The 12,230-nt window shown below is 67.0% G+C and carries 11 protein-coding genes and 1 riboswitch; of the genes, 1 reads left to right on the forward strand and 10 read right to left on the reverse strand.

The window, feature by feature from the left end; genetic code table 11:
- Window positions 1–133 precede the first annotated feature (133 nt).
- The gene (locus HOP59_RS18975; RefSeq protein ID WP_234255028.1) at window positions 134–1,369 is read right to left on the reverse strand and encodes a D-amino acid dehydrogenase; all 1,236 of its coding nucleotides are present in this window, start codon (window positions 1,367–1,369) and stop codon (window positions 134–136) included.
- A gap of 151 nt (window positions 1,370–1,520) precedes the next feature.
- Window positions 1,521–1,619: riboswitch (glycine riboswitch) on the reverse strand.
- 85 nt (window positions 1,620–1,704) lie between these two features.
- Here HOP59_RS18975 and HOP59_RS18980 point away from each other — a divergent pair.
- Window positions 1,705–2,616, forward strand: coding sequence for a LysR family transcriptional regulator (locus HOP59_RS18980; protein WP_234255030.1), 912 nt, complete (start codon window positions 1,705–1,707; stop codon window positions 2,614–2,616).
- 3 nt (window positions 2,617–2,619) lie between these two features.
- On the opposite strand, the gene HOP59_RS18985 is transcribed toward HOP59_RS18980, so the two are convergent.
- The 9 genes from HOP59_RS18985 to catC all read right to left on the reverse strand — a co-directional run bounded on the left by HOP59_RS18985 (window position 2,620) and on the right by catC (window position 12,227).
- Window positions 2,620–4,332, reverse strand: coding sequence for a zeta toxin family protein (locus HOP59_RS18985; RefSeq protein WP_234255032.1), 1,713 nt, complete (start codon window positions 4,330–4,332; stop codon window positions 2,620–2,622).
- An 82-nt stretch (window positions 4,333–4,414) separates the two neighbouring features.
- The gene (locus HOP59_RS18990) at window positions 4,415–5,620 is read right to left on the reverse strand and encodes a benzoate/H(+) symporter BenE family transporter (protein ID WP_234255034.1); all 1,206 of its coding nucleotides are present in this window, start codon (window positions 5,618–5,620) and stop codon (window positions 4,415–4,417) included.
- A gap of 98 nt (window positions 5,621–5,718) precedes the next feature.
- A complete protein-coding gene (locus HOP59_RS18995) occupies window positions 5,719–6,960 on the reverse strand; it encodes a benzoate/H(+) symporter BenE family transporter (RefSeq protein WP_234255036.1) in 1,242 nt (413 codons plus the stop codon).
- Window positions 6,961–7,046: 86 nt separating this feature from the next.
- Entirely contained in the window at window positions 7,047–7,823 is a 777-nt protein-coding gene (gene benD, locus HOP59_RS19000; protein WP_234255038.1) for a benzoate diol dehydrogenase BenD, read from the reverse strand.
- Window positions 7,820–8,878 (reverse strand): benzoate 1,2-dioxygenase electron transfer component BenC, encoded by a 1,059-nt coding sequence (gene benC / locus HOP59_RS19005; protein WP_234255039.1) that lies wholly within the window; start codon window positions 8,876–8,878, stop codon window positions 7,820–7,822. The genes benD and benC overlap by 4 nt, the downstream gene beginning before the upstream one ends.
- Before the next feature lie 33 nt (window positions 8,879–8,911).
- The gene (gene benB, locus HOP59_RS19010; RefSeq protein ID WP_103969839.1) at window positions 8,912–9,400 is read right to left on the reverse strand and encodes a benzoate 1,2-dioxygenase small subunit; all 489 of its coding nucleotides are present in this window, start codon (window positions 9,398–9,400) and stop codon (window positions 8,912–8,914) included.
- 31 nt (window positions 9,401–9,431) lie between these two features.
- Window positions 9,432–10,799 (reverse strand): Rieske 2Fe-2S domain-containing protein, encoded by a 1,368-nt coding sequence (locus HOP59_RS19015; protein WP_234255041.1) that lies wholly within the window; start codon window positions 10,797–10,799, stop codon window positions 9,432–9,434.
- 112 nt (window positions 10,800–10,911) lie between these two features.
- Window positions 10,912–11,880, reverse strand: a complete 969-nt coding sequence (gene catA / locus HOP59_RS19020; protein WP_234255043.1) for a catechol 1,2-dioxygenase — start codon at window positions 11,878–11,880, stop codon at window positions 10,912–10,914.
- Window positions 11,881–11,936: 56 nt separating this feature from the next.
- Window positions 11,937–12,227, reverse strand: coding sequence for a muconolactone Delta-isomerase (gene catC, locus HOP59_RS19025; protein ID WP_234255045.1), 291 nt, complete (start codon window positions 12,225–12,227; stop codon window positions 11,937–11,939).
- Window positions 12,228–12,230: the final 3 nt, after the last annotated feature.

A 12,230-nucleotide genomic window follows, 5' to 3' on the forward strand; every position in this document is an offset into this window, starting at 1 on the left:
GCGAGTCTTGTTGTGGGTTGTCTCCTGACTATGGGACAGACGGCGCGATCGAAAAAATAGGGATTTGGGATGCGAGCCATGCCATGACGGCATGGCTCGTGGAAGGCTTCCGTTCTGAAGCCGTGCGGAGCGGTTACTGAGCCAGGCTGGGGCGTACCTGCTCCGTTCTGGCCACCATCACGGAGTCAGCCACCAGCTCGGCGGTGATCGCCGACAGCGTCCAGCCCAGATGGCCATGGCCGGTGTTGTAGAACACCCGTGGCTGCCGCCCTCTTCCCACCCGCGGCATCATGTCGGGCAGCATGGGGCGCAGCCCCGCCCAGGGCACGACCCGCCGGGTACCGACGCCGGGGAAGCAGCGTTCGACCCAGTCGATCAGCGGACGAATTCGGTCGTGACGGATATCGCGGTCGAGGCCGTTGAACTCGGCGGTGCCGGCCACGCGGAAACGCTCGGCGCCCAGCCGGCTGGTGACCAGCTTGGCCTCGTCGTCCAGCAGGCTCACCATCGGCGCCGCATCTCGAGAGGCCGCGTCGTCGAGATGCACGGTGATCGAGTAGCCCTTCACCGGATAGACGTTGAGACGGTCGCCGAGACTGGCCGCCAGGCCACGACTCGCCACACCGGCGCACACTACCAGGCCGTCGTACGCCTCCCGCTCGCCTTGCACGCCGACCCAGGCTCCTCCGGCATCGGCCCCGACACCGGACACGTCCTGGCCGTAGCGAATGCTCCCGCCGCGACGCTCGACGGCAGCCGCCAGGCCCTGGGTGTACTTGTGGATGTCGCCCGTGGCGTCGCTCTCGGTGAAGAAGCCGCCATGGTAGTCGCCGGCCAGATTCGGCTCGATGGCGCGCATCTCCTCGGGCGTCACCGGCCGCCGCTCGAGCCCGCCATTCGCCAGCAACCTGGTGACTCTGGCTGCATGCTCGAAGCTCGCCCGGTCGCGGTAGATGTGCAGAATGCCCCGCCGCTCGAGGTCGAACTCGATCTCTTCGTCGCGCGCCCAGCGGTAGAGATACTCCCGGGCGGCGACCGCCAGGCGTGCCGTCTCCGTGGTGTTGTCGGCATAGCGGGGAATGGCGGCGATGAACTCGGCGAACCAGCTCAGCTTGTGCCAGGTAGGCCGGGGATTCACCAGCAGGGGCGCATCGGCTCGCAGCATCCAGCGCAGCCCCTTGAGCACCGTGGGCCAGTGAGTCCACACCTCGGCATTGGAGGCCGACAGCTGGCCGCCGTTGGCGAAGGAGGTCTCCATGGCTGCATAGCGATTGCGCTCGTAGAGCGTGACGTCCAGGCCGCGTTTGAGCAGCGCGTAGGCGGTGGTGACACCCGTGATGCCACCGCCGATGACGGCGATACGTTGCATTGCGTTTCTCCAGACGCGTCGGGTCAAACTCGCCGCCAGCCGGCAACGAGCACCCCATCCGTCATGGAACCTGAGAGATTCACGCGCGCAACGCCCGCTTGCTCCTTCGGTGTGCCGACGGACGCAGTCGTCGGCCGCTCTTCGGAATCAGTGATGCGAAGCGGTCCTGTGGCCTGAGAGTTTCCGGGGCAGTTGCTCCTTCGGCGCCGGTGCCGCAGCTCGCGGACCGGTCTCTCCCGCTGTCGCACTATCAGTCATGCCACTATCCGCGCTGGGAATCCATAGGAAAAATACCAATAATCGATGAAAGCCATGCCATTCAGGTATCGGAGCCGATGGAATTCCGCCAACTGCACTACTTTGTCGCCGTCGTCGAGGCCGGCTCCATTTCCGCCGCCAGCCGTCGCGTGCATGTCGCCCAGCCCGCCCTGACCCGTCAGATTCACCTGCTGGAAGAGGACCTGGAGACGCGGCTGTTCGAGCGGCATGCCCGCGGCATACGCCTGACGGTGGCCGGCCAGGCGCTCTATGAGGAAGCACAGCAGCTGCTCGACCGCCGCACCCGGCTCAAGGCACGCCTCACCGCGCTGGGACAGGGGGTGGTCGGCAAGGTCAGCCTGGGCGTGACGGTAACCCACCTGTGGGTTCCGCAGGTGGCCGGGCTGCTCGGGCGCTATCGCGAGCGCTTCCCTCAGGTTGCCTTCGAGGTCTTCCCGCTGCTCTCGGGGCCGCAGTTGGAGCGGCTGCGGGAGGGCACCCTGGATGCCGGCATCCTCTACCTCGACGACAGCGGCCAGCCGGGGCTGGAGACACGCCTGCTGCAGCACGATTCGCTGGTGCTGGCGGTGCCGGCAAATTCTTCCTGGGCCGAGGTCCCGCCGACGAGGCTGGAGCAGTTGGCCGACGCCGAGTTCGTGTGGGGGTTTCGCAGCGCTTCGCCGGTCTACTTCGACCGCATGCAGGCCCACTTCCAGCGTCTAGGCTTCCACCCCCGGGTGGTGCAGTATGGCGCCGACAACATCGCCATCCTGAGCATGGTGGCCGCGGGGCTCGGCATCGCCATTCTGCCTGCCGCCAGCAGCCATCACCCCATGCCGGGGATCCGCTTCCTGCACCTGCCGGAGCTCGACGCCTGCGCCATGCCGCTGTGGTTCGCCTGGCGGCCCGGCAACGACTCCCCGGCACTCTGCAATCTGATCGAGCTGGTCGAGATCCTGGGCGCTCCCGCCGGCCCAGCCCAGGGCTGAATTTCACTCCCCCTCGGACACTCCCAGCGCCGCAAACAACGCTGCCAGCTCCGCTTCCTGCCGCTTGGCGCGTAGCAGTGCAGCGTCCTCCACCGTGAAGCGGCCCGCGGTGGCGCTCAGGTAGACCTTGCCGCTGGCGCGGTCGGCGAAGCGCACCTCCGGCACCTTGGCGAGGCACTGCTTGAGGAAGGTGCAGTTGGCGGCCACGGCCAGGGTGTCGCCGGCGGGATAGACCTCCTCCGGACACGTCGCCGCGGTGTTGATCTTCTTGTAGCGGTCGAGGTTGACCAGGCCCACAGGGTCCAGCACGTGCAGCACTTCGCGGGTGCCGTGGGCGACGACCTCCGGCGGGGTGTGCCGGGGCACGCTGTTGTCGAGGAACACGTACTTGAAGCGCGGCCGCGGGCTGTCCATCCACTTGAAGAACACCCTGGGCATGCCGTCGTAGGCCTCCACACAGTGCCCCAGGAAGTCCGACACCGCCTTGTAGCGCCCGCGCTCCAGCCCCCTCAGCCAGCCCCGCTCCACCGTGGCCTCCGGCGGGGTGATGATGAAGTACATGTGCATGGTGGAGACGTACTTGGCGTAAGTGCCATCCAGCAGCCGCGGCACCGTGTCGGAGGAGAAACTGTCGAAGCGAAAGCGGTCGATCAGCAGGTTGGGAATGGTGCGGTCCCGCTGCGCCTTGTCGCGAATGTAGCGGTCCAGCTTGGCGTCGATCAGCTTGACCTCCTTGCCCGCCAGGCGACCGGCGTACTTGTAGGCCTCACCCAGGGTCTCGTAGTCGAGCAGCAGGCGACGCCAGATATCGGGCGTGATGGTGCCGTACTGCTCCGGCGGGATACCGAGATCCTGCAGGGTGTATCGCAGCAGGTGGCGCAGGGAGCTCTTGCCGGCCGCCGAGGCGCCCTTGAGGCTGATCAGGATCGGCTCGTCGGCGAGTGGCACCTGGGCGTAGCCCTCCTGCTCGATGGCCCGCTCGACGTGCGGCGCCAGCAGGTTGCCGATCTCACGGCTGCCGTAGTCGTTGCACGCGTGGCGGGCGATCAACGTCGCCAGCACCTCGCGGTCCACCCCGATATGCCCCTGGGCCGCGGCAATCGAGCTCATCACCCGATAGGCGCTCTTGTAGATGGCCTGTTCGAGCTCGTCCTGGGCAGCCAGCCCCCGCTGCTTGATGCCCTGGATGGCATCGTGGTGGCGCTCCTCCAGGGTACGGCGGTCGGCCTGCCGCTGCGGTGCCGGGCGCCTGCCCAGCCAGCGGGTCAGCAGCGAGACCGGCTCGGGCTCGGCCGCTTCCGGCTCGACGGCGAAGGCCGCTTCCAGGATCTGCCCCACTCCGGTCCGGATCGTCGCGTAGAGCTCGTCGAAGGCCTGACGCAGCGCCGGCATGTGGGGCAGCAGGTAGCCGCTGAGGATCTGCAGGGTGATGCGGCGGAAGTTGCGCCCCAGCATCTCCTCCTCTTCCCCCTCGGCCACTCGGATATCGGCGGTCACCCGCACGATCAGCTCGTGCAGCACCAGACGCTCGGCGCGAAACGCCACCAGCTCCTCCTCCTCGAGGCCGGTGAGGGCTCTCAGTTCGGGGATCTCGGCCAGCCGGGTAGAGACGTTCTCCTCGCGATGGATGGTTTCCAGGGGCTGGTAGCGCCTGGGCAGGTCGGCCTCGAGGCCGGGATTCCAGGCCGAATTCTCGGGAGCATCTCGATCAAGCATAGGCGCCACGCACATGCTGAGGTTTCAGGCCGACGTTCGGCAGTCATGCCTCGACATTGGCCGAATTTCTCATGCGGAGCAATCACGTCTTTTCGTCGACGGCCACCGCCCGCTCCCGCGGCAGCGCCCACGGCCGATGCAGGATCAGGTAAGCCGCACAGCCGATCGCCACACCCCAGAAGGCCGAGCCCAGACCGAACAGGCTCATCCCCGAGGCGGTGGCCAGGAAGGTGATGATCGAGGCCTCGAGGTGCTGCTTCTCGGCTGCCGCGGCACTGAGGTTGCCGCTGATCGCCCCGATCAGCGCCAGTCCCGCCAGCAGGGCGACGAAGGTCACCGGCAGCGAGGTGAACAGCAGCACGATGCTGCCCGAGAACAGCGCGCCGAACAGATAGAACACGCCGTTGGCCACCCCGGCCACATAGCGCCTGGCGGGATCGGGGTGGGCCGCCCTGCCGGTACACAGCGCCGCGGTGATGGCCGCCACCACCGTGGTGATGCCGCCGAACAGCGCCATCGGCATCGACACCAGGCTGGTAACGGTGAGGATCGGCCGGGCCTGGGTGGCGTAGCCGGCGCCGCGCAGGATCGCCATGCCCGGCAGGAACTGGCCGGTGAGACTGACCAGCGCCAGCGGCAGCGCCAGGCTCAGGGTGGCGCTCAGCGTCCACTCGGGGCGAATCGGCGCGGGCGCGGCCAGCTGCCATGAAACGCCTGCCAGGCTGGCGCCCTCCAGCCCTACCGCCAGCACGATCCCGATCAGCAGCAACAGCACCAGGAAGTAGCGCGGGAAGAGCCGCTTGAACACCAGGTAGGCGGCGAGCATACCCACCGCCAGCGCCGGCGCCACTTCCAGCGAGGTGAACACGCCGACGCCGAACTGGAACAGGATGCCGGCCATCATCGCCGCGGCGATGCCGGGCGGGATCAGCGCGATCAAGCGGTCGAAGGTGCCGCTCCCCCCCACCGCGAAGACGATCAAGGCGGCGGTGAGATAGGCCCCCACCGCCTCGTTCAACGACAGCCCGGGAAACAGCGTGACCAACAGCGCCGTGCCGGGCGCCGACCAGGCGGTGATCACCGGCACCTTGAGCCACAGGCTCAGGCCGATACCCGACACCGCGGCGCCGATGGAGATCGCCCATACCCAGGAGCTCATCATCTGGGCGGAGATGTCCGCGCTCTGCGCGGCCTGGAAGAAGATCGCCAGCGGGCCGGCGTAGGAGATCAGCACCGCCACGAAGCCGGCGGTCACGGCCGACAGCGACCAGTCCTGGCGCAATGACATGGTTCACCTCGCGTGAGTGGGATGGAGAGTCGAAACGGGAAAAAAGGTCCGCGGCGAGGGATCGCACGCGGACCAATGGAGGACGTACGGCCGCTACGCTAGCGCGCCGCGGCGGTCTCGCGCTTGACGATGAACTCGAAGTCCTTGGTCTCGAAGATCATCGAGATCAGCACCCCCAGCACCAGTGCCCAGAACGAGGCGCCGATGCCGAGGATCTGGATGCCCGAGGCGGCAATCAGGAAGGCGAACAGCGCGCCCATCTCGTGTTTCTTGCCGGAGAAGGCGATGGCCAGCGCCGAGGTCAGCACGCGGACCAGCGCCAGGCCGGCGATGATGGCGATGAAGTAGCCCGGGGTGGCCTCGATCAGGCTGACCACGTAGCCGTAGAAGGGCGCGCACACCACGAAGATGGCCCCGGTGATCACCGCCGCCACCCAGCGCTTGTCTCGCTCGCCGGCTTCCGGCGAGGAGCAGATGCCGGTCATCGGCGCGGCGATGCAAGTGCTGTGCAGGTTGAAGAACGAGGAGATCATGGTGCCCAGGCCGCCCACCGCGGTGATGCCGTTGGCCGGTACCTTGTCGTAGCCCATGCCCTTGACCAGGCCGACGCCGGCCGGGGTCTCCATCCCCACCAGGATGATCGCCAGCGGCAGGCCGTAGGCGAGGAAGGCGCCCAGGGTGAACTCGGGCACGACGAATTCGGGGAAGCGCACCGTGGCCTGGATGCCGGAGAAGTCGACGCCGGTGGCCATCAGGTAGGCGATGCCCGCGCCCATGGCCACCAGCAGCGGCGGCACGCGGCGGAACAGCCGAGCCGCCAGGAAGAAGCTGAGGATCATGATCGAGGCCGGCAGCAACGCATCGTCCAGCGAGCCGACCATGCGCGTGCCGAAGCTCAGCAGCACCCCGGCGATCATGCCCATCACGATGGGCATCGGGATCAGCCGCATCACCGTAGCCATCACCCCGGTAAGACCGGCAATGAGCGAGATCGCCCCGGCGATCAGGGTCGCCCCCAGCGCGGCCTCGAGCCCCACCACCGGGATCACCGCGGCGAACAGCAGCGCACCGGGAATCGAGTTGGCCATGGGCAGGGGCAGCCGGTAGTAGCTCGGCACCAGCAGGCCGAACAGGCCGTTGATCATCAGGTAGCTGATCACCCAGATCATGATGAACGAGGAGTCCAGGCCGGCCGCGGTGCCGGCACTGATATGGATGACGCCGGCGCTGAGGCCGAACACGCCGGCCACCAGGCCGGCGCTGACATTCTCGGGCGTCAGGTCGCGGATGAAATCGCCGGGCAGGCGCTTCAGGCTCGTGCCTTTCTCGATATGTTTCACGGTGTGCTCCAGGGGATGTTCTTATCGTTGGTTTTTTGGTGCGTGCAGATGAGCGTGGCGAACAGGTGCGTGGCGTCGTCGATCTCTCAGCCGTTGTCACCTCCCGCCACCGGCAATACGCTGCCGGTGATGTAGCTGGCATCGCGGGAAGCCAGAAACAGGATCGGGCCGGCCTGCTCGTCGAGGGTGCCGTAGCGACCCATGAAGCTGGTGGCCTTGGTCTGGTCGATCAGCTGCTGGTACCACGCCGTTTCCTGCTCGCTGGGCTCGGCGGCGTTGCGTGGCGTCAGTCGCGGCGGCGCCTCGGTGCCGCCGGGGGCGGTGGCGTTGACGCGAATACCGTACTCGGCGTACTCGAAGGCCAGCGCCACGGTCATGGCGTTGACGCCACCCTTGGCGGCAGCGTAGGGCACCCGGTTGATGCCACGAGTCGCCACCGAAGAGACGTTGACGATGTTGCCCTCACTCGCCAGCAGATAGGGCAGCGCCGCGCGGCAACACCACAGGGTGGGGAACAGCGAGCGGCGCACCTCGGCCTCGATCTGCTCGGGCGTGTAGTGGGCGTAGGGCTGGGCCCAGATGGTGCCGCCGACGTTGTTGATCAGCACGTCGAGGCGACCGTAGTGTTCGTGAACCTGACGCATCACGCCCTCGGCGCCCTCCCAGGCTTCCAGGTCGGCCTGAATGGCAATGGCCTCGATTCCCGCCTCGCGCAGCTCTGCCACCACGGCGTCGACGTGCTCGGCGCGGTCCACCAGCGCCAGCCGGGCGCCCTCGGCCCCGGCGCGTTCGGCGACGCGCTTACCGATGCCCTGGGCGGCGCCGGTGATCACCATCACCTGCTCGGCAAAACGCGCGCTCATGCCACCGCCTCCTTCTTTGCTTCTTCCGGGGCCAGGCTCGGGGTGAACTTCTCGTAGTGGAAGCTCGCGGGCGAAATCCCCTGCTCGCGGAAGTGAGTGAGCACCGCGTCCACCATCGGCGGCGGCCCGCACAGGTAGACGTCGACCTCGCCGTCGTGCAGCAGCTCGGGGGCCATGTGGTGGGTCACGTAGCCCTTGCGCATGTGCTCGCTCGCCGCATCGGCGACCACCGTGGTGTAGGCGAAGTCGGGCAGCGCCTCGACGAAGCCGTCGAGCTCGTCGAGCTTGACCAGGTGATCGTCGACGTTGACGCCGTAGAGCAGCCGCACCGGCCGGTCGCAGCCCTGCTCCTGCAGCTGGCGCAGCATGGCCAGGAACGGCGCCAGGCCGGTACCGCCGGCCAGCATCAGTACCGGGCGTCTGACCTCGCGCAGGTAGAAGCTGCCCATCGGCCCGGTCAGGGTCAGGGTGTCCTCGGGCTTGGCCGCACCGCTGAGATAGCCGCTCATCAGGCCGTTCGGCACGTTGCGGATGAGGAAGGTCGCGCGGCGCTCGCCGGGCAGCGAGCTGAACGAGTAGGAGCGGGTCTCGTCGCTGCCCGGGACCTGGATGTTGACGTACTGGCCCGGCAGGAAGACCACCCCCTCGCCTTCATCGAGATACTCTTTATCAAGATCTATGACTAGCTCGAAGCTGTCCTCGGAGAGACGCTCGACCTCGGCGACTCTGGCCGGGAACTCGCCCACCGCGGTCTTGCACAGGGTCGAGGCCGCCGGTACCTGCACCACGCAGTCCGAAGAGGGCACCATCTGGCAGGTCAGCACCTTGCCCTCGGCGAGTTCCTCGTCGGAGAGCGCCTCGTCGATATACTCGTCGCCGAGATCGAACTCACCCTGCTCGCAGTGCCCCTTGCAGGTGCCGCAGACCCCGTCGGAGCAGTCCATCGGCAGATTGACCTTGTGGCGATAGGCAGCGTCGAGCACCGTCTCTCCTGCGTTGCAGGTGATGAAGCGGGTCACGCCGTCCTCGAAGTTGAGTGCGATGGTATAGCTCATGGTCGTCTCCTCCCCCACCGGGTTCACGATCGTTCAGACGTGATACACGTCGATGACCTGGTGGATGTAGTCGTTGTTGAGCACCACCTTCTTGCTGACGATGCGCGGCTCGCCGCCGCTCACGTCCAGGGTGTAGAAGGAGCTGCCGAAGTAGCCGTCGGTCTGCTTGTAGCGGTGGCTCAGGGTGTGCCAGTTGAAGCGCAGCTCGACCGTATCGCCAGTCTGAGAGAGCACCTCCAGATTGGAGATCTGGTGCGTGGTACGCGGCTCGGGGGTGCTGGCGCCGCTGCGCTCGGTCTTGATGCGATAGACGCGATCCTCGAGCCCTTCCCGGCTGGGGTAGTAGATCAGCGAGATCTCGCGCTGCGGGTCCTCGGTCAGCCGGTCGTCGTCGTCCCAGGCCGGCATCCAGAACACCGCGTCCTTGCGGTAGCACGCCAGCCACTCGTCCCACTGGCGGTCGTCGAGCAGGCGCGCCTCGCGATAGAGGAAGGCCTGGATGTCGTGATAGCTGATGCTCATGTGATGTCTCCCCTTCTCGGTAAGGCCTGGCTCAGGCGCTCTGGGTGGCGATGAACTGGCCGCGCTCGCGTTCGATGGCACGCAGCATTTCCTGGACCCAGTGCTTGTGGTGCAGCACGTAGAGCCCTTCGTCCTCGGGGGAGGCACCGCTGAGCAGCGGCTTCATGTCGATGGCCTTCGCGTTGTCGTCAGCGCCCTCGACCCACTGTTTGGCGCCGCGGGAGAGGTCGTTCCACTCGGCGGCCTCGCCGGCGTAGCCGTTCTGGCAAGCGCGAAACTCCTCCAGGTCGTCGGGGGTGCCCATGCCGCTGACGTTGAAGAAATCCTCGTACTGGCGGATGCGCAGGGCGCGGTTCTCGGCGGACTCGCCCTTGGGCGCGAAGCAGTAGATGGTGACCTCGCTCTTGTCCACGGCGATGGGCCGAATGACGCGAATCTGGGTGGAGAATTGATCCATCAGGTAGACGTTGGGGTAGAGGCAGAGATTACGCGTCTGGTTGACGATGGAGTCCGCCCGCGCCTCGCCGAACTCCTGCTCGATCCACCCCTTCTGCGTGTAGACCGGACGCACCTCGGGGTTGAGCAGGCGGGTCCACAGCATCATGTGGCCGTGGTCGTAGGAGTAGAAGCCGCCCTGGCTCTTCGACCAGCCGTCAGCGTCCACCGCCTTGGTGCCGCCGGCGTCATAGTTGCGGCGATCCATGGTCGAGGCGTAGTTCCAGTGCACGGTACTGACGTGGTAGCCGTCGGCACCGTTCTCGGCGCCCAGCTTCCAGTTGCCGTTGAAGGTATAGGCGGAGGTGCCACGCAGCACTTCGAGTCCTTCCGGGGCCTGGTCGACGATGTTGTCGATGATCTTGCGGGTCTCGCCCAGGTATTCCTCCAGTGGCAGCACGTCGGCGCTCAGGCTGCCGAACAGGAAGCCGCGATAGCTTTCGAAGCGCGGCAGGCGCTTGAGGTCGTGGGAGCCCTCCTGCTTGAAGCCCTCGGGATAGGCGCCGGTCTTCTCGTTCTTGGCCTTGAGCAGCTTGCCGTCGTTCTTGAAGGTCCAGCCGTGGAACGGGCAGGTGAAGGTGCCCTTGTTGCCCTGCTTGCGCCGGCACAGGGTCGCGCCGCGGTGAGCGCAGGCGTTGATCAGGCCGTGCAGCTCGCCGTTCTTGTCGCGGGTGATGACCACCGGCTGACGGCCCATGGTCACGGTGAAGTAGTCGCCCGGCTCCGCGACCTGGCTCTCGTGGGCCAGGAACAGCCAGTTGCCCTCGAAGATGTGCTTCATCTCCAGTTCGAAGAAGGCCGGGTCGGTGAACATGCTGCGGTGGCAGCGGAAGATACCGCTCTCGGCGTCGTCGACGACGGCACCGCGAACGCGTTTCTCGAGACGATCAAGCTGTGCGGTCATTGCTCCAACTCCTCGTTGCTCTTGTCAGGGACGAGGCTCCCCTACCCGCCGGCGGGGGCCGGCGGGCGGAGCGCTTCGTGTCGTCTGGTGTCTAGCGAAAAAGCGTCGGGGATCAGGCCTCGGCAGATTCGCGCTTGGCCGGGGCCGCCTCGTCTTCCAGCGCCCGCGGGCGCTTGTGGCGGCTCTGCTGCTCGGGGTCGGCGGTGGGCGCCAGCTCAACGTCGAACACCACCTCGGTGAAGGGCGCTTCGAGCCCACGCTTGGCGGCCTCGGCGGCTTCTTCGATGCGGGTGGCGTCGACCACCAGCTCTTCACGGGTGGCGAAGGCGAAGTCGTCCCAGGTGTACTCGTCGCCGGCCAGGTTGATCTGGGTGGTCAGGTGACGGTGGCCCGGGGCGGAGACGAAGAAGTGGATGTGCGCCGGACGCTGGCCATGACGGCCCAGCAGCTTGAGCACCTGGTCGGTGGGGCTGCCGGCCGGCACGCCGTAGCCGGAGGGGATGATGCTCCGCGCGCGGTAACGGCCCTCGGCATCGGCGATGATGGTGCGGCGCAGGTTGTACTGCGACTGCGAGGGATCGAAGAAGGAGTAGCCGCCCTTGGAGTCGGCGTGCCAGATCTCGACCTGGGCGCCGGCCACCGGCTTGCCCTGAGTGTCGCGCACCTGGCCGGTCAGCCACATCACCTCGGCGCCTTCATCGCTGCCGTCGTCCATGCGCGCCTCGCCTTCGCTCACCGGCGCACCGGCCACGTAGAGCGGGCCTTCGATGGTGCGCGGCGTACCGCCGGTCAGGCCGGCCTGCTCGTCGGCAGCGTCCATGCGCATGTCGAGGAAGTGATCGAAGCCGAGCCCCGGGGCCAGCAGGCCGAACTGGCTCTCCTTGCCCAGCTCATTGAGCAGGCTCACCGCCGACCAAAACTCCTCGGGGCTGACGTCGAAGTCGTCGATCAGGCGGTACACGTCGGAGAGCAGGCGATGCAGGACCTGCTTGGCACGGTGGCTGCCGCCCTGCTCGTCGAAGCCGGCCACGGCCTTGAGAAAGTTCTGTACGTCGGGGGTGTCATGGATCTTCACGGTCATGGGTCATACCTCGTTGTCGTTGGAGGCCCCGCAGGGCTGGCGTGTTGGTTCGTGGGTCAGCTGTCGTCGTCGCGAATGGATGAGGGATGGCGGCACAGCGGCTTGACGCCGATCTCCATCCACGGGAAGAGCGGCAGGCCCGCGACCAGCTCCTGCAACTCGGCGTTGTCGCGCACGTCGAAGATGCTGACGTTGGCGTAGCTGCCGGCGATCCGCCACAGGTGGCGCCACTTGCCCCGACGCTGCAGCTCCTGGGCATACTCCTTCTCGCGCGCCTTGATCGCGGCGGCCTCGTCGGCCGGCATCGTCGGCGGCAGCTTGACGGTCATTTCCACTTGGAAAAGCATGCG

It is taken from the genome of Billgrantia aerodenitrificans, from assembly GCF_021404405.1.
GTDB classification, from domain to species: Bacteria; Pseudomonadota; Gammaproteobacteria; order Pseudomonadales; family Halomonadaceae; genus Halomonas; species Halomonas aerodenitrificans.

Coding starts and splice junctions, on each gene's coding strand:
- HOP59_RS19015 (WP_234255041.1), bottom strand. CDS start 10,799: ATGACCGCACAGCTTGATCGTCTCGAGAAACGCGTTCGCGGTGCCGTC.
- HOP59_RS18980 (WP_234255030.1), top strand. CDS start 1,705: ATGGAATTCCGCCAACTGCACTACTTTGTCGCCGTCGTCGAGGCCGGC.
- catC (WP_234255045.1), bottom strand. CDS start 12,227: ATGCTTTTCCAAGTGGAAATGACCGTCAAGCTGCCGCCGACGATGCCG.
- benB (WP_103969839.1), bottom strand. CDS start 9,400: ATGAGCATCAGCTATCACGACATCCAGGCCTTCCTCTATCGCGAGGCG.
- benD (WP_234255038.1), bottom strand. CDS start 7,823: ATGAGCGCGCGTTTTGCCGAGCAGGTGATGGTGATCACCGGCGCCGCC.
- benC (WP_234255039.1), bottom strand. CDS start 8,878: ATGAGCTATACCATCGCACTCAACTTCGAGGACGGCGTGACCCGCTTC.
- HOP59_RS18985 (WP_234255032.1), bottom strand. CDS start 4,332: ATGCTTGATCGAGATGCTCCCGAGAATTCGGCCTGGAATCCCGGCCTC.
- HOP59_RS18990 (WP_234255034.1), bottom strand. CDS start 5,620: ATGTCATTGCGCCAGGACTGGTCGCTGTCGGCCGTGACCGCCGGCTTC.
- catA (WP_234255043.1), bottom strand. CDS start 11,880: ATGACCGTGAAGATCCATGACACCCCCGACGTACAGAACTTTCTCAAG.
- HOP59_RS18975 (WP_234255028.1), bottom strand. CDS start 1,369: ATGCAACGTATCGCCGTCATCGGCGGTGGCATCACGGGTGTCACCACC.